Source organism: Klebsiella sp. PK01 (genome assembly GCF_057624675.1).
Genome location: NZ_JBYEZM010000002.1, coordinates 483018 through 504842 on the forward strand (window position 1 = coordinate 483018; position 21825 = coordinate 504842).

Genomic DNA, 21825 nt, shown 5'->3' on the forward strand with positions numbered 1-21825 from the left:
GGAATAATTCCCCCACAATAAGCTTTGGGCTTACCAAATTATTGCCTTTCAGGTAACATCAAAAGCCCTTTTTACAACAGAAGATGTAATGCCCACTATGACTCAAGTCGCGAAAAAAATTCTGGTAACGTGCGCGCTGCCGTACGCCAACGGCTCTATCCACCTCGGCCACATGCTGGAGCACATCCAGGCTGATGTCTGGGTCCGTTACCAGCGAATGCGCGGCCACGAAGTCAACTTCATCTGCGCCGACGACGCCCACGGCACCCCGATTATGCTGAAAGCGCAGCAGCTTGGCATCACCCCGGAGCAGATGATTGGCGAGATGAGTCAGGAGCATCAGACCGATTTTGCCGGTTTCGATATCAGTTACGACAACTACCACTCGACGCACAGCGACGAGAACCGCGAGCTGTCGGAGCTTATCTATACCCGTCTGAAAGAAAACGGTTTTATTAAAAACCGCACTATCTCTCAGCTCTACGACCCGGAAAAGGGCATGTTCCTGCCGGACCGTTTCGTCAAAGGTACCTGTCCGAAGTGTAAATCTCCGGACCAGTACGGCGATAACTGCGAAGTCTGCGGCGCGACCTACAGCCCAACTGAACTCATCGACCCGAAATCCGTGGTGTCCGGCGCGACGCCGGTGATGCGTGAATCTGAGCACTTCTTCTTCGACCTGCCGTCCTTTAGCGAAATGCTGCAGGCGTGGACCCGCAGCGGCGCGCTGCAGGAGCAGGTGGCGAACAAAATGCAGGAGTGGTTCGAATCCGGCCTGCAGCAGTGGGATATTTCCCGTGACGCGCCGTACTTTGGCTTTGAAATTCCGAATGCGCCGGGCAAATACTTCTACGTCTGGCTGGATGCGCCGATCGGTTACATGGGTTCCTTTAAGAATCTATGCGATAAACGCGGCGACACAACCAGCTTCGATGAATACTGGAAGAAAGATTCCAGCGCCGAGCTATATCACTTCATCGGTAAAGACATCGTTTACTTCCACAGCCTGTTCTGGCCGGCCATGCTGGAAGGCAGCAATTTCCGTAAGCCGACCAACCTGTTCGTTCACGGCTATGTCACGGTAAACGGCGCCAAGATGTCCAAATCTCGCGGCACCTTTATCAAAGCCAGCACCTGGCTGAACCATTTTGATGCCGATAGCCTGCGCTACTACTACACCGCTAAGCTCTCTTCGCGCATTGATGATATCGACCTGAACCTGGAAGACTTTATCCAGCGCGTCAACGCCGACATCGTTAACAAAGTGGTGAACCTGGCTTCGCGTAACGCCGGCTTTATCAATAAGCGCTTCGACGGCATGCTCTCTGCCGAGCTGGCTGACCCGGCGCTGTATAAAACCTTCACCGATGCGGCTGCCGCTATCGGCGAAGCGTGGGAAAGCCGCGAGTTCGGTAAAGCCATCCGCGAAATTATGGCGCTGGCCGACGTCGCTAACCGCTATGTCGACGAGCAGGCGCCGTGGGTGGTGGCCAAACAGGAAGGCCGCGACGCCGACCTGCAGGCAATCTGCACCATGGGGCTGAACATGTTCCGCGTGCTGATGACCTGGCTGAAGCCGGTTCTGCCGGGGCTGAGCGCGCGCGCTGAAGCGTTCCTCAACACCGAGCTGAGCTGGGACGCCATCCAGCAGCCGCTGCTGGCGCACAAGGTTAACGCCTTCAAAGCGCTGTACAATCGCATTGAGATGAAACAGGTCGAAGCGCTGGTGGAAGCCTCTAAAGAAGAAGTTAAAGCCGCCGCCGCGCCGGTGACTGGCCCGCTGGCCGATGATCCGATCCAGGAAACTATCTCCTTTGACGATTTCGCCAAGGTGGATATGCGCATCGCGCTGATTGAAAACGCCGAGTTCGTCGACGGTTCCGATAAGCTGCTGCGCCTGACCCTCGATCTCGGCGGCGAGAAGCGCAACGTCTTCTCCGGCATCCGATCCGCCTACCCGGATCCGCAGGCGCTGATTGGCCGTCTGACGGTGATGGTCGCCAACCTGGCGCCGCGTAAAATGCGCTTCGGTATCTCCGAAGGGATGGTGATGGCCGCCGGCCCTGGCGGGAAAGATATTTTCCTGTTAAGCCCTGACAGCGGCGCACAGCCGGGTCAGCAGGTTAAATAACCCTCCGCAAAAGCGCTGCTCCGGCAGCGCTTTTTTTATTCCCTTCACGCCTTCTGTTGCGACAACGTGTAATCGCCATAATAATCATTACTGTCTGCTCCTCTCTGGACGCGCAATACCACTCAACATAGGGAATCGTGATGAAATTTAACCGCAAGATGGCTAGCGTGCTGGCCGTATCCGTTCTGCTGGCGGCCCTCGCCGGCTGCGATAATAAAAAAGAAGAGACTAAAACCTTTGCGCTGAATACTAACGGCGTCGAACTTAGCTTTACCTACCACTATGACGGCGACAAAGTGCTGCGTCAGGATGCCGACAATACCATTCCCTATAAATCGATCGGCGCGGAAAATAAAGAACAGGCGCGGGCGATTATCGAGCCGATCAGCAGCGTCTATCGTAATCTGCAGGGCGTTGAGCAGACCATCGACTATAAAGACTCCTACGCGCTTGAACATCTGACCGTGGATTTCAGCAAAGCGAAAATCAGCGAGCTGTGCAAGCTGCCAGGCTCGATGTTCACCGACTGCTCACAGCAGTTTGTTTCGCTATCAGTATCGACTAAGCTGCTGGAATCGCAGGGTTTTAAAGAAGTGAAGAAGTAAAGAGATACAGGGCCCGGGCGCAGGCCCGGGTCAAGTCAGGCGCTTAGCCTTTGGCGTGCTCGCGCTCGGTAAGACCGCGCAGGAAATAGCGCAAAAACTGATCGCCGCATTCACGGTAGTTTTTGTGGTCCGGCGCGCGCATCATGGCGGTAATTTCAGGCATCGACACGCGGAATTTTTGCTGAGTCAGGATAGCCAGAATGTCGTCGGTCTTCAGCGAGAAGGCGATACGCAATTTTTTCAGTACGATATTGTTATTCACCCGGCGCTCGACCGCCAGCGGCGGCGCCGACTCATCTTTACCACGCTTGTCGTAAATCAGACCGTTGAGGAAATTCGACAGTACGACATCCGGGCAGCGCGCAAACCCTTCTTCGTCTTCTTTTTTCAGCCAGGGTACCAGTTGTTCCGCACTCACCGGCGCATCCGCCAGCGCAAAGATACGTACCAGACCGTTATTATTCGTTTTCAGGGTGTAGCGCAGGCTACGTAAAATGTCGTTACTGATCATAATGCCTTCATGATGAAAAATGCTGGCGCTAAGTCTACCATGATTCCGCGTTTTTACAGACCAATCGCCTCTTTCAGGCTTTTCAGATAACGACGGCTGACCGGCACCGTTTGCCCGGCGCGCATCAGTAGCTCCGCCTGGCCGTTCTCCTCAAGGCGGATCTCTTTCAAATGCGCCATGTTAACCAAATACTGACGGTGGCAGCGCAGCAGCGGCGTTCGGCTTTCCAGAGTACGCAAAGTCAGCTCGGTAAAACCTTCTTTGCCTTCGCTATCGGTGACGTAAATACCGCTCATTCGGCTGCTCACAAAAGCCACATCCTCCATTTGCAGTAGCCAGATGCGGCTGTGACCGGTGCAGGGAATGTACTTCAGCGCCTGCTGGGCATCCTCCAACAGTGATACATCCTGCAGACTGCGCTCCTGGCGCAGGCGGCCCAGCGTTTTCTCCAGCCGGACGTTCTCAATAGCCTTGAGGAGATAATCGAAAGCGTGCTCTTCAAACGCCTTCACCGCATATTCATCGAAGGCGGTTAAAAAGACGATATAGGGGCGATGTTCAGGATCGAGCATGCCAACCATCTCCAGCCCACTGATACGCGGCATTTGAATGTCCAGAAACAGCACGTCGGGACGCAGCTTATGCACCGCGCCAATCGCTTCGACGGCATTGCCGCATTCGCCAACGATTTCTATATCGCTTTGCTCCTCCAGCAGGATGCGCAGGTTTTCCCGCGCCAGCGGCTCATCATCGACGATTAAAACTTTTAGCATGCATTTTCCTCCACAGGCAGTCGCAGCGTGATGCGGGTAAAATGTTCCGCTTCGCAAGCGACGCTAATTCCGCAGTCGGCGCCGAAGCGCGTGCGCAGTCGTCTGTCCACCAGACTCATCCCAAGCCCGCTGGCATTAGGGTTATCACGGTAAAGCCCGGCATTGTCTTCCACATCCAGCTGTAGCCAACGCTCATGCTGACTGGCGCGAATGGTAATTTCGCCCACGCCAAGATGCTGAGAGGTGCCGTGCTTGATCGCGTTTTCGACTATCGGCTGTAACGTAAATGCCGGTAGCTGGAGATGCTCAAGCGACGCTGGCACCTGCATGCGTATCTGCAAATTATCCTGGAATCGCGCCTTCTCAATTTGCAGATAGGCATTCACATGTTCAATTTCGTCCGCCAGGGTGACAATCTCCGTTGGTCGCTTCAGATTTTTGCGAAAGAAGGTCGATAAATACTGCACCAGTTGCCCAGCCTGATCGCTATCACGGCGGATCACTGCCTTCAGCGTGTTCAGGGCGTTGAACAGAAAGTGCGGGTTAACCTGCGCGTGCAGCAGTTTAATTTCCGACTGGGTCAGCAACGCTTTCTGTCGTTCATACTGGCCGGCAAGGATCTGCGCCGACAGCAGTTGCGCTATCCCCTCCCCCAACGTGCGGTTAATCGAGCTGAACAAGCGGTTTTTCGCTTCATATAGCTTAATAGTGCCAATAACCCGTTGATTCTCACCGCGCAGCGGAATGACCAGCGTCGAGCCCAGTTTACAGCCAGGATGAATTGAACAACGGTATGGCACCTCGTTGCCGTCGGCATAAACCACTTCGCCGGTATCAATCGCCTTTTGTGTATAGGATGAGGAGATAGGTTTACCTGGCAGATGATGATCGTCGCCGATACCGGTAAACGCCAGCAGCCGATCGCGGTCGGTAATCGCCACGGCGCCGATATCGAGTTCCTGAATCAGCACCTGAGCGACCTTCATACTGTTCTCTTCGTTGAACCCCTGGCGCAGGATCCCCTCGGTGGAGGCCGCCACCTTTAACGCGGTGGCTGAAAAAGCCGAGGTGTATTTCTCAAACATCGCCCGCTTATCCAGCAGAATGCGCATAAACAGCGCGGCGCCGACGGTATTAGTGACCATCATCGGCGCGGCGATACTCTGCACCAGGTGCAACGCATCCTGGAATGGCCGCGCAATGAGCAGAATTATCAGCATCTGTACCAGTTCAGCGAAAAAGGTAATCGCCCCGGCGGTAAGCGGGCTGAACACTTTATCCGGACGTCCGCGTTTGATCAGAATGCTATGCACCAGGCCGCCGAGCAGCCCTTCGACAATGGTCGACACCATACAGCTTAACGCCGTCATGCCGCCCAGCGAATAGCGATGCAAGCCGCCGGTCAACCCCACCAGACCGCCGACCACCGGGCCGCCGAGCAGGCCACCCATCACTGCGCCAATAGCGCGAGTATTAGCAATAGAGTCTTCGATATGCAGACCGAAATAGGTCCCCATAATGCAAAAAATCGAGAAGGTGACATAGCACAGCAGCTTATGCGGTAAACGCACGGTGACCTGCATCAGGGGAATGAACAGCCGCGTTTTACTCATCAGCCAGGCGATAACCAGAAACACGCACATCTGCTGGAGCAGCAGCAAGACCAGATCGAACTCGTACATACCCGCCAACCACACAACCTTTGAAAGCGCGTAACATACACTGCCCGTCCATAACTTTCTTTGAAGCGATACAAGAAAATGATAAATCATGGTGACGATCACACTTCCCACCGTCTCGCCGGCGCCGTAAAGCGCAAAAAATGAACAATTGATAAACCCCTTCTACAGTTAAATGAGGAGCACACGGCGGGAGGGGAAAATGGCGCTGTATACGATAGGCGAAGTGGCTCAGCTTTGTGATATCAATCCCGTGACGCTGCGAGCCTGGCAGCGACGTTATGAACTCATCAAGCCGCAACGCACCGATGGCGGCCATCGTTTATTCAATGACAGTGAAATCGATCGCATCCGCGAAATTAAGCGCTGGATTGATGCCGGCGTTCAGGTCAGCAAAGTAAAAAACCTGCTGCCCGATCGCGAAGCGGATGTCGAAGACGGCTGGCGCGAACAGCAGGAAATCTTGCTCGGTTTTCTGCAGGAAGGTCATTACCAACGCGTGCGGCTATGGCTCAAAGAGCGTAGCCACAGCTATAGCGCACAGATGCTGGTGCATCATCTGCTCAATCCGCTTCGCCACCGCCTGCTAAGCCCTCAGCCGACTTTACTGGCGCTGCGTAGCCTGCTCGATGGTATCTTAATCAACCACATCGCCCAATGTCTCGCCCATGCCTGGAAGCGCCCCGGCCATCACGCGGTGGTGGTGGGCTGGAACACCGATGACACCACTCAATTATGGCTGGAAGGTTGGATCGCCTGCGAGCAGGGCTGGCGGGTGGATATCGTCGCGCACTCGCTTAATCAGATCCGCCCGCAGCTATTTCCTGACAGCACCCTGCTGGTGTGGTGCCCCGCGCCGCCGGGTAGCCCGCAGGCAGCGCAGCTCCGCGAATGGGAACAGCGGGAAAATCTGATCTGGCTAAATAGCAATTAATGTTTCATTAACACCTGCGCTTCACCGTATAATCCCTCCGTTAACAAAAGGAGCCTATCATGAAGCCTGCGAAAATCGCGGTCATTACCCTCTTCTTATGCATGGCCATCGGCGGGATCGGCGGCGTCATGCTGGCAGGTTACTCGTTTATTGTTCGCGGCGGTGTCGGCTGATCCACTGGTTCAGCCGTTCAAAAAAGCGGTCGATTATGATCGCGGCGAGCGCTACCAGCAGCGCCCCCTGTAGCACATAAGCGGTATTAAAGCCGCTGAGACCGATTATTATCGGCGTGCCGAGGGTGTTGGCGCCCACCGTTGAGGCAATGGTTGCCGTACCAATATTGACGATGGTCGAGGTGCGGATCCCGGCCAGCATCACCGGCGCCGCCAGCGGCAGCTCCACCTTGCACAACCGCTGCCAGCCGCTCATCCCCATCCCCTCGGCAATATTCAATACCCCAGGCGATATCGAACTTAATCCAGCCAGCGTCCCCTGCAGCACGGGCAATATTCCGTAAAGCGCCAATGCGATAAGCGCCGGCTGCCAGCCGAAGCCCATCACCGGTACCGCGATCGCCAGTACCGCTACCGGCGGAAATGTCTGTCCCATAGCGGCAATGGTTTCCACCAGTGGACGAAACTCTCGCCCGGCGGGTCGGGTGACGATAATCCCTGCCCCCACGCCGATAACCGTCGCGGCAATGCTTGAGAGCGCCACCAGCCAAAAGTGGGCCAGCGTCAGCGCCAGAAAACTCTCCTGCTGATAAACCGGGCGCGGCAGCTCCGGAAACAGCCAGCTAAACAGCGGCGCGCTGTGGGGCAATACCAGCAGCAGCGTGATAAACAGCGCTACCAGCCACAGTAGCGGATCGCGAAGCGCCTTCACTTCGTGCCCCTATCGTGTAGCAGGTCTGCAAAGTGCAACGTACCGCACGCTTCGCCCTGTTCATCGACCACCGGCAAAACGTCGCGGCGGTGAGCGACAAACTGCGACAGCGCCTCGCGCAACGTCATCGAGACCTTCAGCGCATCGCCTGCCAGCCGTTCATCCCGGCGCAGGTAATCCCCAACGCCGCGTAGCGAGAGCAGCCGAACGCCCAGTTCGCTACGGCCAAAGAAGGTTTCAACAAAGGCGTTTTTCGGCTGCAGTAGCATCTGCATAGGTTCCCCCTGCTGCACCACTTCGCCGCTGTCCATCAGCACCAGGTGATCCGCCAGGCGTAGCGCTTCGTCGATATCATGGGTGACGAGCACGATCGTGCGCCCAAACAGACGATGAATGCGCAGCATCTCCTGCTGCAGCGCTTGGCGGGTGACCGGATCCAGCGCGCCAAATGGCTCATCCATTAACAGCACCTCCGGATTGGCCGCCAGCGCCCGCGCCACGCCAACGCGCTGCTGCTGGCCGCCGGAAAGCTGATGCGGGTAGCGATCGCGTAGCAGAGGTTCCAGGCCAAGTAACGCCATGAGTTCATCAACCCGCTCGGTAATTTTTCCGCGCGGCCACTTTTGCAGCTGCGGCACGGTGGCGATATTCTGCGCCACCGTCCAGTGTGGAAACAGGCCGATAGACTGAATGGCGTACCCCATACGGCGGCGCAGCGCCAGCAGCGGCTGTCGACGGATATCCTCGCCGGCGAAGCGTATCACTCCACTATCCTGTTCCACGAGTTGATTAATCATCTTCAGAGTGGTCGATTTTCCGGAGCCGGAAGTACCAATCAGCACGGAAAACGCGCCTTCGCGCAGATGCAGATTAAGATCCTTCACCGCCGGCTGTCCGGCGAAGGCCTTGTTCACCCCGGCGAATTCAATCATGCGCCTCTCCTTTTAATAACGCGCCCCACAGTGCAAACACGGCATCCACGGCTACCGCCAACGCAATCGTCGGGATGACCCCCAGCAGCACCAAATCCAGCGCGCTGCTGAGGAGCCCCTGAAACACCAAAGCGCCGAAGCCGCCCGCGCCTATCAGCGCCGCCACCACCGCCATACCGACGGTCTGCACGCTGACGACCCGCAGGCTACGCAGCAGAATCGGTAGCGCCAACGGCATTTGGACCTGGCGAAAACGCTGTCCGCCGCTCATTCCCATCGCCATCGCGCTTTCCAGCGCCTCCCGCGGCACCTGCTGTAGTCCGGTCACCACCCCGCGCACCAGCGGCAATAACGCGTACAGCACCAGCGCGATCAGCGCCGGCGCCATCCCGGTTCCAGAAATACCTATATTCCCCAACCACGGAAAATGGCGGGTCAAACCGGCGAGCGGCGCGATCAACAAACCGAATAGCGCCACCGAGGGAATAGTTTGAATCACATTAAGGAAGGTAAATACTGGCGCCTGCCAGTGCGGTCGCCGCCAGAGGGCGAAGCCTATCGATAAACCCAATAATAATCCGGGCAGCAACGTCCCGAACAACAACCATAGATGCTGACGCAGCGCGTCATTAAAGACATCCTCGCGGTTAGCATATTCTTTCAGCAAAGAGAGTTGATCGAGGGCCCCATGCCACAGCAGCAGGCACGGTAGCAACCAAAGCTGCGCATTCAGCAGCCAACGCCATAAAGCGTGCGGAGTCAGTCGGCGGATAGTATCGCTGGCAAGCAGCAGGCATAGCGCGAGAGCAAGCCATAATCCGCTGCCGGGAGAGGTACGCGCCAGCGGGGAGCCCTGTTGAACCAGATGTCGCGCGATGTCTCCGGCGCCCCACATTAGTAGTGGCAGGAGCAAATCGGCAATCAGCAGGCTTCCTAACAGCGCCAGACGGCCAGGGATCCAGCACAATAACAACAGCAGCAGCCCGCCCGCCAGCTGCGCCGCCGCCAGCCACGGCATTTGCGTCCAGAGCCAGCGCGCTTCACCGGAGAGCAGACGATTAGGGGCATAAGTAACAAACGGCAGCGCCGCCACGGCCAACAGCAGTAGCGTAAGCAGCAGCGCCACGCGGTTATAACAACGAATAGTCACCAGTCCTTACTTCAGCAGCCCTTTTTGTTGCAGGTAATCGGCGGCCACGCTCTTCGCGTCACGCCCTTCAACGGCAATACTGGCGTTTAATTTCTGCAATGTTTTTTCATCGAGGCTGGCGAACACCGGCTCCAGCCACTGCGCCATCTGCGGATACGCCTTCAGCACCGCGTCGCGCACCACCGGCGCCGGCGCGTAAATGGGCTGTACGCCTTTTGGATCGCTCAGGGTTTGTAATCCCAGCGCCGCCACCGGCCCATCGGTACCATAGGCCATCGCCGCGTTAACGCCGGAGGTTTGCTGTGCCGCCGCTTTGATCGTCACTGCGGTATCGCCGCCAGCCAGCGACAACAGCTGATTCTGATTAAGCTTAAATCCGTAAGCTTTTTCAAATGCCGGCAGGGCATCGGCGCGCTCGATAAACTCCGCGGAAGCCGCCAGTTTAAAGTCGCCGCCCTTCTGTAGATAGGCGCTAAGATCGGCCAATGAAGTAAGATGATTTTGCTCTGCCACTTCCTGTCGCACTGCGATAGTCCAGGTATTATTTGCGGGGGCCGGGGTCAGCCAGATCAGCTTGTTTTTTTCCGCGTCCAGCTTCTTAACTTTTTCATAGCCCTGTTTGGCGTTTTTCCACGCCGGGTCATTTTCATCTTTAAAGAAGAAAGCGCCGTTGCCGGTATATTCCGGATAGATATCCAGCTCGCCGGCGGTAATCGCGCCGCGAACCACCGGCGTGGTGCCGAGCTGGACTTTATTGACCGTTTTCACCCCATGGCTTTCCAGCACCTGCAAAATGATGTTGCCGAGCAGCGCCCCTTCTGTATCGATTTTCGAGCCCACCTTCACCGGTTCCGCCGCCTGCAGCGGCAGGCTAAGCAGGGCTGCAAGCGCCATTACACCTGACCATTTCATTGCCATCATCATCCCGCTTCCCTCATTTTTATACGCTTCGCTTACAGAAGCTTAAGAGAAAAGCGTAGTCCATTTGGCCATTTAACGAAAAAGAAAAGGCCGATTAATCGGCCTTTCAGGTGTAACACCCGGTTTATCCCTTTTTACTGGGCTCGCGACTACAGCAGCTCAAATTCGCTCTGCTTAACGCGGGCGGAATCGACGCCGATAAAGACGTTAAATTTGCCCGGTTCGGCAACGTATTTCATCTGCTGGTTCCAGAACTTCAGCGCTTCAACATCAATCGGGAAGCTGACAGTTTGCGTCTCGCCCGGCTTGAGATTCACCTTCTTAAAGCCGCGTAGCATTTTCACCGGCCGGCTCATCGACGCGGTCACGTCCTGCAGATAAAGCTGGATCACCGTCGCCCCTTCACGTTTGCCGGTGTTGGTCACCTGCACGCTGGCGGTCACGCTGCCGTCGCGCGGCATCGTCGGCGCCGACATTTTGACATCGGAAACGCTAAAGGTGGTGTAGCTCAGGCCATAGCCAAATGGATACAGCGGGCCGTTCGCTTGATCGAAATAACGCGAAGTGTATTTATTCGGTTTTTCCGGATTATACGGACGGCCGGTATTCAGATGGCTGTAGTAGGTCGGGATCTGCCCCACCGAACGCGGGAAGGACATCGGCAGCTTACCGGACGGGTTGTAATCGCCAAACAACACATCGGCGATCGCATGGCCGCCTTCAGTACCGGCAAACCAGGTCTCCAGCAGCGCATCCGCCTGCTGATCCTCTTTCACCAGCGCCAGCGGACGCCCGTTCATCAGCACCAGCACCAGCGGTTTACCGGTCGCTTTCAGCGCGCTAATCAGATCGCGCTGACTTTGCGGCAGGGTGATATCGGTACGGCTGGAAGCCTCATGCGCCATACCCTGCGCTTCGCCCACCACCGCAACGACCACGTCGGACTGTTTCGCCGCCGCCACGGCCTCATCGATCATCTCCTGCGGCGAGCGCGGGTCGACCTGCACCGCTTTCTCATACAGGTTAAGGAAATCGACAATGCCTTTATCGTCAGTAACGTTAGCGCCTTTGGCATAAATCACTTTGCCTTTATCGCCCAGCGCCTCTTTGATGCCGGTCAGCACGGTGACCGACTGATCGGCCACGCCCGCCGCCGACCAGCTGCCCATCATGTCGCGCTTGCTATCCGCCAGCGCGCCCACCACCGCGATGGTGCCGGATTTTTTCAGCGGCAACGTATCGAGACGATTTTTCAGCAGCACCAGGCTTTCTCGCGCCACTTCGCGCGCCTCTTTACGATGCAGACGGCTTTCGGCGTTGGTGTCCTGCGGGTCGGACGCTTTCGGCCCCAGATGGCTGTACGGATCGTTGAACAGCCCCATGTCATACTTGACGTTGAGCACGTGGCGGGTAGCGTCATCCAGTTCAGCCATCGTCACCTTGCCGGATTTCACCAGCCCCGGCAGATATTTGCTGTAGTACTCATCGCTCATGCTCATGTTGATACCGGACTTCAGCGCGACGCGCACCGCGTCTTCCGGGTCGGAGGCGACACCGTGTTTAATCAACTCTTTGATGGCGCCATGGTCGGAAACGGTGATGCCTTTGAAGCCCCACTGGTCGCGCAGGACGTCTTTCAGCAGCCAGGAATCGGAAGTGGCCGGGGTACCGTTGAGCGAGTTTAGCGCCACCATCACCGCGCCGCTGCCGGCATCGAGACCGGCTTTATACGGCGGCATGTAGTCATTGAACAGGCGCTGCGGGCTCATATCGACGGTGTTGTACTCTTTACCGCCTTCAACCGCGCCGTAGGCGGCGAAGTGTTTAACGCTGGTCATCACCGAATAGCGGTCTGCCGGGCTCTTGCCCTGCATCGATTCCACCATCGCTTTACCCATCACGGTGGTCAGGTAGGTGTCTTCGCCAAACCCTTCAGAGGCGCGGCCCCAGCGCGGGTCGCGAGAAACGTCGACCATCGGCGCCCAGGTCATATTAAGGCCATCGTCAGCCGCTTCGTAGGCCGAGATACGCCCGACGGTATTCACCGCGTCGAGATTAAAAGAGGAGGCCAGGCCGAGGCTTATCGGGAAGACGGTACGCTGGCCGTGCAGCACATCGTAGGCGAAAAACAGCGGGATCTTCAGGCGGCTTAGCTGCATCACCTGATCCTGCATCACGCGGATATCAGGCCGGGTCACGGTATTAAAAATCGCCCCTACCTGACCGTCTTTGATCATTTCCCGGATCGCTTCTTTCGGGTTATCCGGGCCAACGCTGATTAAGCGCAGCTGACCGATTTTTTCATCGACCGTCATTTTTTTCAGCAGTTCGCTAACAAACGCATCTCGCGCCTCAGGCGTCAGCGGATGGTTACCAAACAGTTCATCGGCCAGCGCGGGTTGCAGCGCCAGGCTCACGGCGACGCCAACAGTACACAACCATTTCATTATTATGTATCCCTCTTTGATTCGGTGCTAATAGCCCAGCGAAAACGCAGCAAAAACCGCAGTTTGCCATATATATAAACAACGCGCCCGTAGAATGCTAAGGTTCTTATCTGATTTATAGAAACATTCATACACCAAATTGTCATACAAAGCGGTATGCTAACAGCGATATAGCTTTCCTGTGCCCACAAGGAGTGAATCATGTCATCTGCAACAACAATAAATAACCCTCCCTTTTTGGCGGAACTGGCGCGGCTGGTTGGCTCCTCGCATCTGTTAACCGATCCGGCGAAAACCCAGCGTTACCGAAAAGGTTTCCGCTCCGGCCACGGCGATGCGCTGGCGGTGGTGTTCCCCGGTACCCTGCTTGAACTATGGCGGGTGCTCAGCGCCTGCGTACAAGCTGACAAAATTATCCTGATGCAGGCGGCGAATACCGGCTTGACCGAAGGCTCCACCCCGAGCGGCAATGATTACGATCGCGAAATCGTCATTATCAGCACGCTGCGTCTGGACAAGCTGCACCTGCTGGATAAGGGCGAGCAGGTGCTGGCCTACCCTGGTACCACCCTCTATTCACTGGAAAAAGCGCTCAAGCCGCTGGGCCGCGAACCGCACTCGGTGATCGGCTCTTCCTGCATCGGCGCATCGGTTATCGGCGGTATCTGTAACAACTCCGGCGGTTCCCTGGTACAACGCGGACCGGCCTATACCGAAATGTCGCTGTTTGCGCAGATTGATGCCGACGGCAAACTGAAATTAGTCAACCATCTGGGAATCGATTTAGGCGCGACGCCAGAGCAAATTCTGAGCCGCCTCGACGACGATCGTATCACCGATGCCGACGTGCAACACGATGGCCGCCACGCCCACGATCACGATTACGTCACCCGCGTGCGCGATGTTAACGCCGATACTCCGGCTCGCTATAACGCCGACCCGGACCGCCTGTTCGAATCCTCCGGCTGCGCCGGCAAGCTGGCGGTCTTCGCCGTCCGTCTCGATACTTTTCCAGCGGAAAAACGCCAGCAGGTGTTCTATATCGGCACTAACCAGCCGGAAGTGCTCACCGAGATCCGCCGCCACATCCTCGCTGAATTCAATAATCTGCCGGTGGCCGGCGAATATATGCACCGCGATATTTACGATATCGCCGAAAAATATGGCAAAGATACCTTCCTGATGATCGATAAGCTCGGCACCGACAAAATGCCGTTCTTCTTCACCATGAAGGGGCGCACCGACGCGATGCTGGAAAAGGTTTCCCTGTTCAAGCCGCACTTCACCGACCGCTTTATGCAGAAGCTCGGTCATGCCTTCCCGGCGCACCTGCCGGAGCGTATGAAAACCTGGCGCGATAAGTACGAACATCATCTGCTGCTGAAGATGGCCGGCGACGGCATCGAAGAAGCGCAGAAGTGGCTTACGGACTATTTCCAGCAGGCTGAAGGCGATTTCTTTGTCTGTACCGCGGAAGAAGGCAGCAAGGCATTCCTGCACCGCTTCGCCGCCGCCGGCGCGGCGATCCGCTATCAGGCGGTACATGCCGACGAAGTGGAAGATATTCTGGCGCTGGACATCGCCCTGCGCCGCAATGACACCGAATGGTTCGAACATCTGCCGGCGGAAATCGACAGCCAGCTGGTCTACAAGCTCTACTATGGCCACTTTATGTGTCACGTCTTCCACCAGGATTACATCGTGAAGAAAGGGGTCGACGCGCACGAACTGAAGGAAAAAATGCTGGATCTGTTGAAAGCGCGCGGTGCGCAGTATCCGGCGGAGCACAACGTCGGCCATCTGTATGAAGCGGCGGAGAGTTTAAAGCGCTTCTATCGCCAGAACGATCCCACCAACAGCATGAATCCGGGTATCGGCAAAACCAGCAAACAAAAATACTGGGGCGAGGCGCAGAAGCCGACGGAAGCACAATAATCGTTAACCAGGACTGTTCAGCCGCGGGGCTTCTGTATTACGCTGCATGCCGGAGAAAAAGACTCTCCGGCCAATTAGCTTGAGGAGCCCCCATGTCCGCCAAGGATAAGTTACAAGACGCCGACTTAGAGATCCGCGAAGCGCTGCCCGATGACGCACATGCGATTGCCGCGCTGTACGTCTGGCACGTGCTTAACGGCCGCGCCTCGTTTGAAGAGATCCCGCCTACCGTCGACGAAATGCGCAAGCGAATTAAAACCGTGCGCGATAACGGGCTTCCGTGGCTGGTCGCGCTGTGGCGCGGCACCATTGTCGGCTACTGCTATGCCACCTTTTACCGCCCTCGCCCGGCCTATCGCTATACGCTGGAAGAGTCGATTTACGTCGAGTCCGGTATGGGCGGGCGCGGCATCGGCAGCGCGCTGCTGACGCGCCTCATCGCGCAGTGTGAACAGGGGCCGTGGCGGCAAATGCTGGCGATTATCGGCGACGGCCACAACAACGCCGGCTCGATTGCCATTCATAAGAAATTTGGCTTTACCGTTGCCGGACAGTTGCGCAGCGTCGGCTATAAGATGGGCGACTGGCGCGATACCCTCATTATGCAGCGCCAGCTTGGCGACGGCGACTGGACGTTACCGGAGTGATATTAGAATTCCCGGATTGCGGCGCAATCCGGGGAAGGACAAATTAATCGTTCTGCGCGGTCTGCGTGCCGCCTTTCAGCATCGCTTCCGCCATCTGCGCTTCGCGCTGCTTTTTATAGCTCAATGCGGAGGCCGGAACCGGCATCACCTTGCCGGTTTCAATCCAGGTCCGTAAACGGCTGGCGTCGGCAAAATGGGTGTATTTGCCAAATGCGTCCATTACCACCAGCGCCACCGGGCGTTGATTAATCACCGTACGCATAATCAGGCAGTGGCCGGCGGCGTTAGTAAAGCCGGTTTTGGTCAGCTGAATATTCCAGTTATCGCGATACACCAGGTGGTTGGTATTGCGGAACGGCAAGGTATAAGCCGGATGCGCAAAGGTGGCGGTATCTTCTTTGGTGGTGCTTAGCTGGCCGATCAGCGGATATTGTTCGCTGGCGATCAGCAGCTTAGTCAGATCGCGCGCCGTGGAGACGTTATGCACCGACAGGCCGGTCGGCTCAACATAGCGTGTATGGGTCATCCCCAGCGCCTGCGCTTTGGCGTTCATCGCGCGGATAAAAGCGTTATAACCGCCAGGATAGTGGTGCGCCAGGCTGGCGGCGGCGCGGTTTTCCGAGGACATCAGCGCCAGCAGCAGCATATTGCGGCGGCTGATTTGGCTGTTAAGACGCACGCGGGAATAGATACCTTTCATCTCCGGCGTCTGGCTGATATCAACGGTCAGCATCTCGTCCAGCGGTAAATGCGCATCCAGCACTACCATAGCGGTCATCACTTTGGTAATAGACGCCATCGGGCGCACCAAATCGGGCTGGCTGGCGTAAATGATTTTCTTGGTCGCCAGATCGACGATCATCGCGCTACCGGAAGCGATATCCGGCTGTGAAGCGGCGGTTACCGCAGTGGTTTTTGCTATCGCCTGGGGCGCAAAAGGCACAGCCAGCAGCAAAGTCAGGCTGAGCAAAGAAATTCGAAAATTCGGCATCATGGGCATTCTGAAAAGTATTTTTGCACGTTATAGAACGTACGCCGCGGCGTAAAGTGGGCTACGCCGCTGGCAAACGCCATCATACCGCGTCATAACACCCTGAGGCCAATAAGAATCGTGAGTAAATGCTGCATTGCCGACATAATTATTCATTTCTGCCGGCAATGCATCTGATTAGAAGAGTCGGTACCCGTAGCCCCACAGCACGACGGTGATCGCCAGCAGCACTTCCAGCACCAGCACCCCGATAGCCAGGGTTGAGCTGGCGAAGCTGAGCCCCTCTTCCTTATTAATACTCAGGAAGGTCGGAATACCCAGATACAGCAGATAACCGGTGTAAAACAGCGCGATGGTGCCTATTAACGCGCACAGCCATACCAGCGGATAGAGCGCCACGATCCCGCTTAAAAACAGCGGCGTCGCGACGTAACCGGCAAAAACCATACAGCGTTTCAGCGACGGCTGTTGCGGATAGCTCCTGGCCATCCACCAGATCACCCGCCCCATCACCGCCACCCCGGCCAGCATCACGGCATAAAACAGTACCGCTAATACCAACCCGGTCATCAGTGAAAGCTTAATCACCGTGCCGTCGCCGAAGTTCCAGCCGAGCTGCGTCGTACCGATAAAGGCGCAGATAACCGGAACCGCCGCCATCACCAGCACATGGTGGGTATAATGGTGCGAAATGGTTTCATTTTCACTCTTGATCACGCTCATCTCTTGATTAGGATGAGAGAAGAGTCCCCAGACATGGTTCATAGCGTCCCCCTTGTCACGGCTTCGTACAGCACTGATCCAAGTATAATTCACTCTGTAGATTATTTTGTGTACAGCGATAAAAATGCGCTTCAGACCGTTTTAATCATCAGGGTGTATGATTAAGGGACTGGTAATAGTAGGAGTTTATGTTTATATGGATATCAATCACCTGATTTCCCAATACGGCTACGCGGCGCTGGTTATCGGCAGCATCGCAGAAGGTGAAACCATCACCATCCTTGGCGGCGTGGCGGCGCATCAGGGTCTATTGAAGTTTCCTTTGGTGGTCGTTGCCGTAGCCTTAGGCGGCATGATCGGCGATCAGCTACTCTATTTTCTGGGGCGCCAGTTCGGCGGCAAGCTACTGCGTCGCTTCTCGCGGCAGAAGGCGCGGATCCGAAAAGCGCAGCGCCTGATTCAGCGGCATCCCTATCTGTTCGTTATCGGCACCCGCTTTATGTACGGCTTTCGGGTTATCGGCCCGGTCTTGATCGGCGCCAGCCGCTTGCCACCGAAAATTTTTCTGCCGCTGAATATTTTCGGCGCCATCGTTTGGGCGCTGATTTTTACCACCCTCGGCTACCTTGGCGGCGAGGCGATAGGCCCGTGGCTACATCATCTCGATCAGCACATCAAACACTGGGTCTGGCTGATCCTGGTGGTGGCGCTGGTAGTCGGAGCTCATCTGTGGCTGAAACGCCGGGAAGCGAAAAGAAAAGCGCAAGATACAGAGGATGATAATGAATAGCGGCGCCGCGCGCCGCTATTGACGCCGTTATTTCGTCGTCTGGTGATAACCGCCGCCCAGTGCGGAAGTCAGCTGAATGCTGGCGTCCAGCCACTGGCCGTGCAGGCGCAGCGCGGTAATTCGCTCCTGTAGCGCAGGTAGCTTCGCCATGCTCACGCGGGAGCCGGGTAAGATACCGGCGTTCATTCGCGCCTGGGCGAGATTGACCACCCGCTGCGCGTCTTTCTCCACCTGCTGCTGCTGCTGGTTTTTCTCCATCAGCGTCTCTACCTGGCTTGCGGTTTTCGCCACCTGGTTCACCGCATCGACTACGGCTTTGTTGTATTTAGCGATCGACAGGCCGTTCTGCGCGCTGGCGATATCGAGATTGGCGTTCAACCTGCCGCTATCAAAGATAGGCAGCGTCAGCCCGGCGGTCACGCCCATCTGCTGCGCCGAGTGGCGGAACAGATCGCTTAAATGCAGCGCATCCTGCTGCAGGAACGCCATCAGGTTGATATCCGGATAAAACGCCGCTTTCGCCGCATCAATTTCGCTCAGCGAGGATTCGATATACCAGTGGGCTTCCTGCAGATCCGGACGGCGGGCCAGCAGTTCATAGCCCAGTTCGCTCGGCATCTGCGCGCTGACCGCGGGCAGCGGCGCCGCTCGCAGATTGAGCGACTGGCTTTGGCTGTTGGTTAACGCCATCAGCCGCGCTTCAATCTCTTTCATATTACCCGCCACGTCGGCCAACTGCTGATCGGTTTTGCTGACGTTAATGTCGTTCTCCGCCCCTTCGGCGGAGTTGGTGATGCCACGCTGATAGAGAGCGGTATCGACGCTAACAATATTATTCTGTTCGCTTTTAACCTGCTGCAGCACCGTTTTTACCGCCGCTTCGGTCTGCCACTGCCAGTACAGGCGCGCCACGCTGCTGGCCAGCAGCTCGCGGGTCTGCGCCTGCTCGGCGAGCTGGGCTTTCACTTCGCCGATGCGCGCTTTCACCAGCGCGCGGTTTTTCCCCCACAGGTCCAGATCCCAACCGGCGGTCAGGCCAAAGGTACCGTTGGTATACCAGGGTCCGGTATTGCCGTCGGTGTCGGTGGCGAATGGCCCCATCAGGCCTTCCGCGGACATTTTCTGTCGTTCGATATCGGCGGAGAAATCCATCTCCGGACCGAGATTCGCCTGAGACATTCGCGCCTGCGCTTCGGCCAGCTTGATGCGCTGCGCGGCAATTTGCATATCCGGAGCATTGGCTAACGCGCGCTGAATCAGATTATCCAGTTGGGCATCGTGGTAATCTTTCCACCAGTCGGTCTGCGGCCAGCCATTTTTTACGGCGGCGGGCAGATCCATCGAAACGTGAGATGCCGGGGTTTGCTGCTTTAAAGGGCCGCCAATGTCATGCGATGGCGCGCAGCCAGCCAGCGTGATGGCCAGTGGCAGTGCCGCCAGCACGCTTTTGCTCAGTGTAAGATTCATTCTTCGGGTCGGGTTACTTATAAAGGTTGGTCATCATAAATTAATTGAATGACGGTCGTTAAGTAAAGCGTGTGCATTGACAATGAGTCAGCTAAAAATAAACAAAGTTATTATTGGAGTTGTAATGAGTCAGAACATTTATGACGATCCCGGTTTCTTTGCCGGTTACGCCACCCTTGACCGCTCGGTGAAGGGGCTTGACGGCGCGCCGGAGTGGCCGGCAATTCAGCACCTGCTGCCGGCGTTAGATGGCCTGCGGGTGGTCGATCTCGGCTGCGGATACGGCTGGTTTTGCCGCTGGGCGCAGCAACAGGGAGCAAAACAGATAATCGGTTTCGATCTCTCCAGCCGGATGCTGGAGCGGGCGCGGGAGATGACCACCGGCGAGACTATCGAATATCGCTGCGCCGACCTGCAAACCCTTACGCTGCCCGCGAATAGCTGCGATCTGGTCTACAGTTCGCTGGCGCTGCATTATCTGCCGGACGTCGCGCCGCTGTTCGCCATGCTCTATCAGGCGCTGGTTCCCGGCGGTACGCTGGTTTTTTCCGCCGAACACCCCATCTATACCGCGCCGCTGCAGCAGGGTTGGCAGGTAGATGAACAGGGGCAAAAACGCTGGCCGGTGAGCCACTATCAGCAGGAAGGCGAACGTATCAGCAACTGGTTTGCCGAGGGGGTGATTAAACAGCATCGCAAACTCTCAAGCTGGATTAACGCGCTTATCGCCGCCGGTTTTGTGCTGGAGCAGCTTGATGAGTGGGGCCCGAGCGCCGAGCAAATCGCCGCCCAACCGGCGCTCGAGGAAGAGAAAGAGCGTCCGATGATCTTTTTACTGCGCGCCGGTAAACCGGCTTAAACGGCATGCGGCCCGGAAAAAACCGGGCCGCCGAACAGCTTATTCCTGCAGACTACCGCCGTTGCTGGCAATCACCGCCTGATACCAGGCGAAGCTTTTCTTCTTACGCCGTTCGAGCGTCCCCTGCCCGCGATCGTCACGATCGACATAGATAAAACCGTAGCGCTTTGACATCTCTGCCTTTGACGCGCTAACCAGATCGATTGGCCCCCAGCTGGTAAAGCCCATCAGTTCGACGCCGTCAGCAATGGCTTCGCGCGCCTGCACCAGATGATCGTTGAGATAGCTGATGCGATAGTCATCGTTGATGCTGCCGTCGGCTTCGATTTTATCCTTCGCCCCCAGACCATTTTCAACGATAAACAACGGCTTCTGATAGCGGTCCCACAGTACGTTCAACAGCGTACGCAGCCCCAGCGGGTCTATCTGCCAGCCCCACTCCGAGCTTGCCAGATGCGGGTTCGGCACCATGCTGAGAATGTTGCCGCGCGCCTGCTGGTTCAGCGCTTCATCGGCGGTGACGCAGCCGGTCATATAGTAGCTAAAGGAGATAAAATCGACGGTCTCTTTCAGCGCTTCCCGGTCGTCGTCGGTGATGGTTAGCGTAATATCGTTTTCGCGGAAATAGCGCTGCATGTAGCCCGGATAGGCGCCACGGCACTGCACATCGCCGAAGAACTGCCAGCTGCGGTTTTGCTGCAGCGTTTCAAAGACATCTTCCGGCTTGCAGCTCAGCGGATACATCAACCCGCCGAGCAGCATATTGCCAATTTTCCCTTGCGGTACCAGTTCATGACAGGCTTTGACCGCCAGCGCGCTGGCCACCAGCTGGTGGTGGATAGCCTGATAGACTTCGCCTTTACTGCTACCGGCCGGCAGGCCGACGCCGGTCATTGGCGCATGCAGCGACATATTAATTTCGTTAAAAGTGAGCCACAGCTTGACCTGATTTTTATAGCGACTGAATACCGTCCGGGCGTAGCGCTCGAAAAAGCCAATCACCTCGCGGCTGCCCCAGCCGCCATAGTTTTTCACCAGCGCCCATGGCATTTCGTAATGAGATAGCGTCACCAGCGGAGTGATGTTGTGCGCGGCCATCTCGGCAAACAGCTTGTCGTAGAAGGCCAGCCCGGCTTCATTCGGCTCGGCGTCATCGCCGTTCGGGAAGATACGCGTCCAGGCGATCGAGACCCGCAGACAGTTGAAGCCCATCTCAGCAAACAGCGCGATATCCTGCGGGTAACGATGGTAAAAATCGATCGCCACATCTTTAATACCGCTGTCGCCGGCGACGCGCTCCACGACGTCGCCGAATACCCCCTGCGGCTGCACGTCGGAGGTGGATAAACCTTTGCCATCTTCCAGATATGCGCCTTCGACCTGATTTGCCGCGGTGGCGCCGCCCCATAAAAAGCCCTGCGGGAATGTTTTCATCGCTCTCTCCT

The 21825-nt window shown here is 56.6% G+C and carries 20 protein-coding genes; 8 read left to right on the forward strand and 12 right to left on the reverse strand.

The window, feature by feature from the left end; genetic code table 11:
• The first annotated feature begins 97 nt into the window (after positions 1-97).
• Positions 98-2131 (forward strand): methionine--tRNA ligase, encoded by a 2034-nt coding sequence (gene metG / locus AC22LX_RS07515; RefSeq protein WP_045377042.1) that lies wholly within the window; start codon positions 98-100, stop codon positions 2129-2131.
• A gap of 140 nt (positions 2132-2271) precedes the next feature.
• Complete coding sequence (locus AC22LX_RS07520; RefSeq protein ID WP_045391226.1) at positions 2272-2736, forward strand: YehR family lipoprotein; 465 nt, start codon at positions 2272-2274, stop codon at positions 2734-2736.
• A gap of 43 nt (positions 2737-2779) precedes the next feature.
• Here AC22LX_RS07520 and AC22LX_RS07525 read toward each other — a convergent pair whose 3' ends face one another.
• From AC22LX_RS07525 to AC22LX_RS07535, 3 genes are read right to left on the reverse strand one after another with little or no spacing between them, the layout of a single operon-like run.
• Entirely contained in the window at positions 2780-3247 is a 468-nt protein-coding gene (locus AC22LX_RS07525; protein WP_015706088.1) for a YehS family protein, read from the reverse strand.
• Between the two features lie 53 nt (positions 3248-3300).
• Complete coding sequence (btsR, locus tag AC22LX_RS07530; RefSeq protein ID WP_487333895.1) at positions 3301-4020, reverse strand: two-component system response regulator BtsR; 720 nt, start codon at positions 4018-4020, stop codon at positions 3301-3303.
• Complete coding sequence (locus tag AC22LX_RS07535) at positions 4014-5702, reverse strand: sensor histidine kinase (RefSeq protein ID WP_045391232.1); 1689 nt, start codon at positions 5700-5702, stop codon at positions 4014-4016. Before AC22LX_RS07535 ends, btsR begins: the two co-directional genes overlap by 7 nt.
• 199 nt (positions 5703-5901) lie before the next feature.
• Here AC22LX_RS07535 and AC22LX_RS07540 point away from each other — a divergent pair, with 199 nt between their 5' ends.
• Together AC22LX_RS07540 and AC22LX_RS07545 are read left to right on the forward strand one after the other, a co-directional pair.
• On the forward strand, positions 5902-6633 hold the full coding sequence (locus AC22LX_RS07540) for a MerR family transcriptional regulator (protein ID WP_045391234.1): 732 nt from the start codon (positions 5902-5904) through the stop codon (positions 6631-6633).
• A 59-nt stretch (positions 6634-6692) separates the two neighbouring features.
• Entirely contained in the window at positions 6693-6806 is a 114-nt protein-coding gene (locus AC22LX_RS07545; protein ID WP_015365743.1) for a protein YohO, read from the forward strand.
• Here the strand turns inward: AC22LX_RS07545 and AC22LX_RS07550 are convergent.
• The 5 genes from AC22LX_RS07550 to bglX form a co-directional block, all read right to left on the reverse strand.
• A complete protein-coding gene (locus AC22LX_RS07550) occupies positions 6781-7518 on the reverse strand; it encodes an ABC transporter permease (RefSeq protein ID WP_045391237.1) in 738 nt (245 codons plus the stop codon). The genes AC22LX_RS07545 and AC22LX_RS07550 overlap by 26 nt on opposite strands.
• Positions 7515-8450 (reverse strand): ABC transporter ATP-binding protein, encoded by a 936-nt coding sequence (locus AC22LX_RS07555; RefSeq protein ID WP_045391240.1) that lies wholly within the window; start codon positions 8448-8450, stop codon positions 7515-7517. Before AC22LX_RS07555 ends, AC22LX_RS07550 begins: the two co-directional genes overlap by 4 nt.
• Positions 8443-9600, reverse strand: a complete 1158-nt coding sequence (locus AC22LX_RS07560) for an ABC transporter permease (protein ID WP_045391243.1) — start codon at positions 9598-9600, stop codon at positions 8443-8445. The genes AC22LX_RS07555 and AC22LX_RS07560 overlap by 8 nt, the downstream gene beginning before the upstream one ends.
• A 6-nt stretch (positions 9601-9606) precedes the next feature.
• Positions 9607-10524, reverse strand: coding sequence for a glycine betaine ABC transporter substrate-binding protein OsmF (gene osmF, locus AC22LX_RS07565; protein WP_045391246.1), 918 nt, complete (start codon positions 10522-10524; stop codon positions 9607-9609).
• A 146-nt stretch (positions 10525-10670) separates the two neighbouring features.
• Entirely contained in the window at positions 10671-12968 is a 2298-nt protein-coding gene (bglX, locus tag AC22LX_RS07570; RefSeq protein ID WP_015706093.1) for a beta-glucosidase BglX, read from the reverse strand.
• A gap of 201 nt (positions 12969-13169) precedes the next feature.
• Between bglX and dld the strand changes: the two genes are divergently transcribed.
• Together dld and AC22LX_RS07580 are read left to right on the forward strand one after the other, a co-directional pair.
• Positions 13170-14903, forward strand: coding sequence for a D-lactate dehydrogenase (gene dld, locus AC22LX_RS07575; protein WP_045391249.1), 1734 nt, complete (start codon positions 13170-13172; stop codon positions 14901-14903).
• 92 nt (positions 14904-14995) lie between these two features.
• Entirely contained in the window at positions 14996-15550 is a 555-nt protein-coding gene (locus AC22LX_RS07580) for a GNAT family N-acetyltransferase (protein ID WP_015365736.1), read from the forward strand.
• A 43-nt stretch (positions 15551-15593) separates the two neighbouring features.
• Here AC22LX_RS07580 and pbpG read toward each other — a convergent pair whose 3' ends face one another.
• Both pbpG and AC22LX_RS07590 read right to left on the reverse strand, forming a co-directional pair.
• Positions 15594-16544 carry a D-alanyl-D-alanine endopeptidase gene (pbpG, locus tag AC22LX_RS07585; protein WP_161798740.1) on the reverse strand — a complete coding sequence of 317 codons (951 nt, stop codon included), beginning with the start codon at positions 16542-16544 and terminating at the stop codon, positions 15594-15596.
• A gap of 174 nt (positions 16545-16718) precedes the next feature.
• A complete protein-coding gene (locus AC22LX_RS07590) occupies positions 16719-17306 on the reverse strand; it encodes a Yip1 family protein (protein ID WP_045391252.1) in 588 nt (195 codons plus the stop codon).
• Between the two features lie 154 nt (positions 17307-17460).
• On the opposite strand from AC22LX_RS07590, the gene AC22LX_RS07595 reads away from it, so the two are divergent.
• Positions 17461-18054, forward strand: a complete 594-nt coding sequence (locus AC22LX_RS07595) for a DedA family protein (protein ID WP_045391255.1) — start codon at positions 17461-17463, stop codon at positions 18052-18054.
• A gap of 27 nt (positions 18055-18081) precedes the next feature.
• On the opposite strand, the gene mdtQ is transcribed toward AC22LX_RS07595, so the two are convergent.
• Positions 18082-19521, reverse strand: a complete 1440-nt coding sequence (gene mdtQ / locus AC22LX_RS07600; protein WP_063447984.1) for a multidrug resistance outer membrane protein MdtQ — start codon at positions 19519-19521, stop codon at positions 18082-18084.
• Positions 19522-19645: 124 nt separating this feature from the next.
• Here mdtQ and AC22LX_RS07605 point away from each other — a divergent pair, with 124 nt between their 5' ends.
• A complete protein-coding gene (locus tag AC22LX_RS07605) occupies positions 19646-20380 on the forward strand; it encodes a class I SAM-dependent methyltransferase (RefSeq protein ID WP_045391261.1) in 735 nt (244 codons plus the stop codon).
• A gap of 39 nt (positions 20381-20419) precedes the next feature.
• On the opposite strand, the gene AC22LX_RS07610 is transcribed toward AC22LX_RS07605, so the two are convergent.
• The gene (locus tag AC22LX_RS07610; RefSeq protein ID WP_045391264.1) at positions 20420-21814 is read right to left on the reverse strand and encodes a glycoside hydrolase family 1 protein; all 1395 of its coding nucleotides are present in this window, start codon (positions 21812-21814) and stop codon (positions 20420-20422) included.
• Between the last annotated feature and the right edge of the window lie 11 nt (positions 21815-21825).

Excerpts from the sequence above, each read along its gene's own strand:
- metG (WP_045377042.1), top strand. The coding sequence starts at position 98 with ATGACTCAAGTCGCGAAAAAAATTCTGGTAACGTGCGCGCTGCCGTAC.
- AC22LX_RS07520 (WP_045391226.1), top strand. The coding sequence starts at position 2,272 with ATGAAATTTAACCGCAAGATGGCTAGCGTGCTGGCCGTATCCGTTCTG.
- AC22LX_RS07525 (WP_015706088.1), bottom strand. The coding sequence starts at position 3,247 with ATGATCAGTAACGACATTTTACGTAGCCTGCGCTACACCCTGAAAACG.
- btsR (WP_487333895.1), bottom strand. The coding sequence starts at position 4,020 with ATGCTAAAAGTTTTAATCGTCGATGATGAGCCGCTGGCGCGGGAAAAC.
- AC22LX_RS07535 (WP_045391232.1), bottom strand. The coding sequence starts at position 5,702 with ATGTACGAGTTCGATCTGGTCTTGCTGCTGCTCCAGCAGATGTGCGTG.
- AC22LX_RS07540 (WP_045391234.1), top strand. The coding sequence starts at position 5,902 with ATGGCGCTGTATACGATAGGCGAAGTGGCTCAGCTTTGTGATATCAAT.
- AC22LX_RS07545 (WP_015365743.1), top strand. The coding sequence starts at position 6,693 with ATGAAGCCTGCGAAAATCGCGGTCATTACCCTCTTCTTATGCATGGCC.
- AC22LX_RS07555 (WP_045391240.1), bottom strand. The coding sequence starts at position 8,450 with ATGATTGAATTCGCCGGGGTGAACAAGGCCTTCGCCGGACAGCCGGCG.
- osmF (WP_045391246.1), bottom strand. The coding sequence starts at position 10,524 with ATGATGATGGCAATGAAATGGTCAGGTGTAATGGCGCTTGCAGCCCTG.
- bglX (WP_015706093.1), bottom strand. The coding sequence starts at position 12,968 with ATGAAATGGTTGTGTACTGTTGGCGTCGCCGTGAGCCTGGCGCTGCAA.
- dld (WP_045391249.1), top strand. The coding sequence starts at position 13,170 with ATGTCATCTGCAACAACAATAAATAACCCTCCCTTTTTGGCGGAACTG.
- AC22LX_RS07580 (WP_015365736.1), top strand. The coding sequence starts at position 14,996 with ATGTCCGCCAAGGATAAGTTACAAGACGCCGACTTAGAGATCCGCGAA.
- pbpG (WP_161798740.1), bottom strand. The coding sequence starts at position 16,544 with ATGATGCCGAATTTTCGAATTTCTTTGCTCAGCCTGACTTTGCTGCTG.
- AC22LX_RS07590 (WP_045391252.1), bottom strand. The coding sequence starts at position 17,306 with ATGAACCATGTCTGGGGACTCTTCTCTCATCCTAATCAAGAGATGAGC.
- AC22LX_RS07595 (WP_045391255.1), top strand. The coding sequence starts at position 17,461 with ATGGATATCAATCACCTGATTTCCCAATACGGCTACGCGGCGCTGGTT.
- mdtQ (WP_063447984.1), bottom strand. The coding sequence starts at position 19,521 with ATGAATCTTACACTGAGCAAAAGCGTGCTGGCGGCACTGCCACTGGCC.
- AC22LX_RS07605 (WP_045391261.1), top strand. The coding sequence starts at position 19,646 with ATGAGTCAGAACATTTATGACGATCCCGGTTTCTTTGCCGGTTACGCC.
- AC22LX_RS07610 (WP_045391264.1), bottom strand. The coding sequence starts at position 21,814 with ATGAAAACATTCCCGCAGGGCTTTTTATGGGGCGGCGCCACCGCGGCA.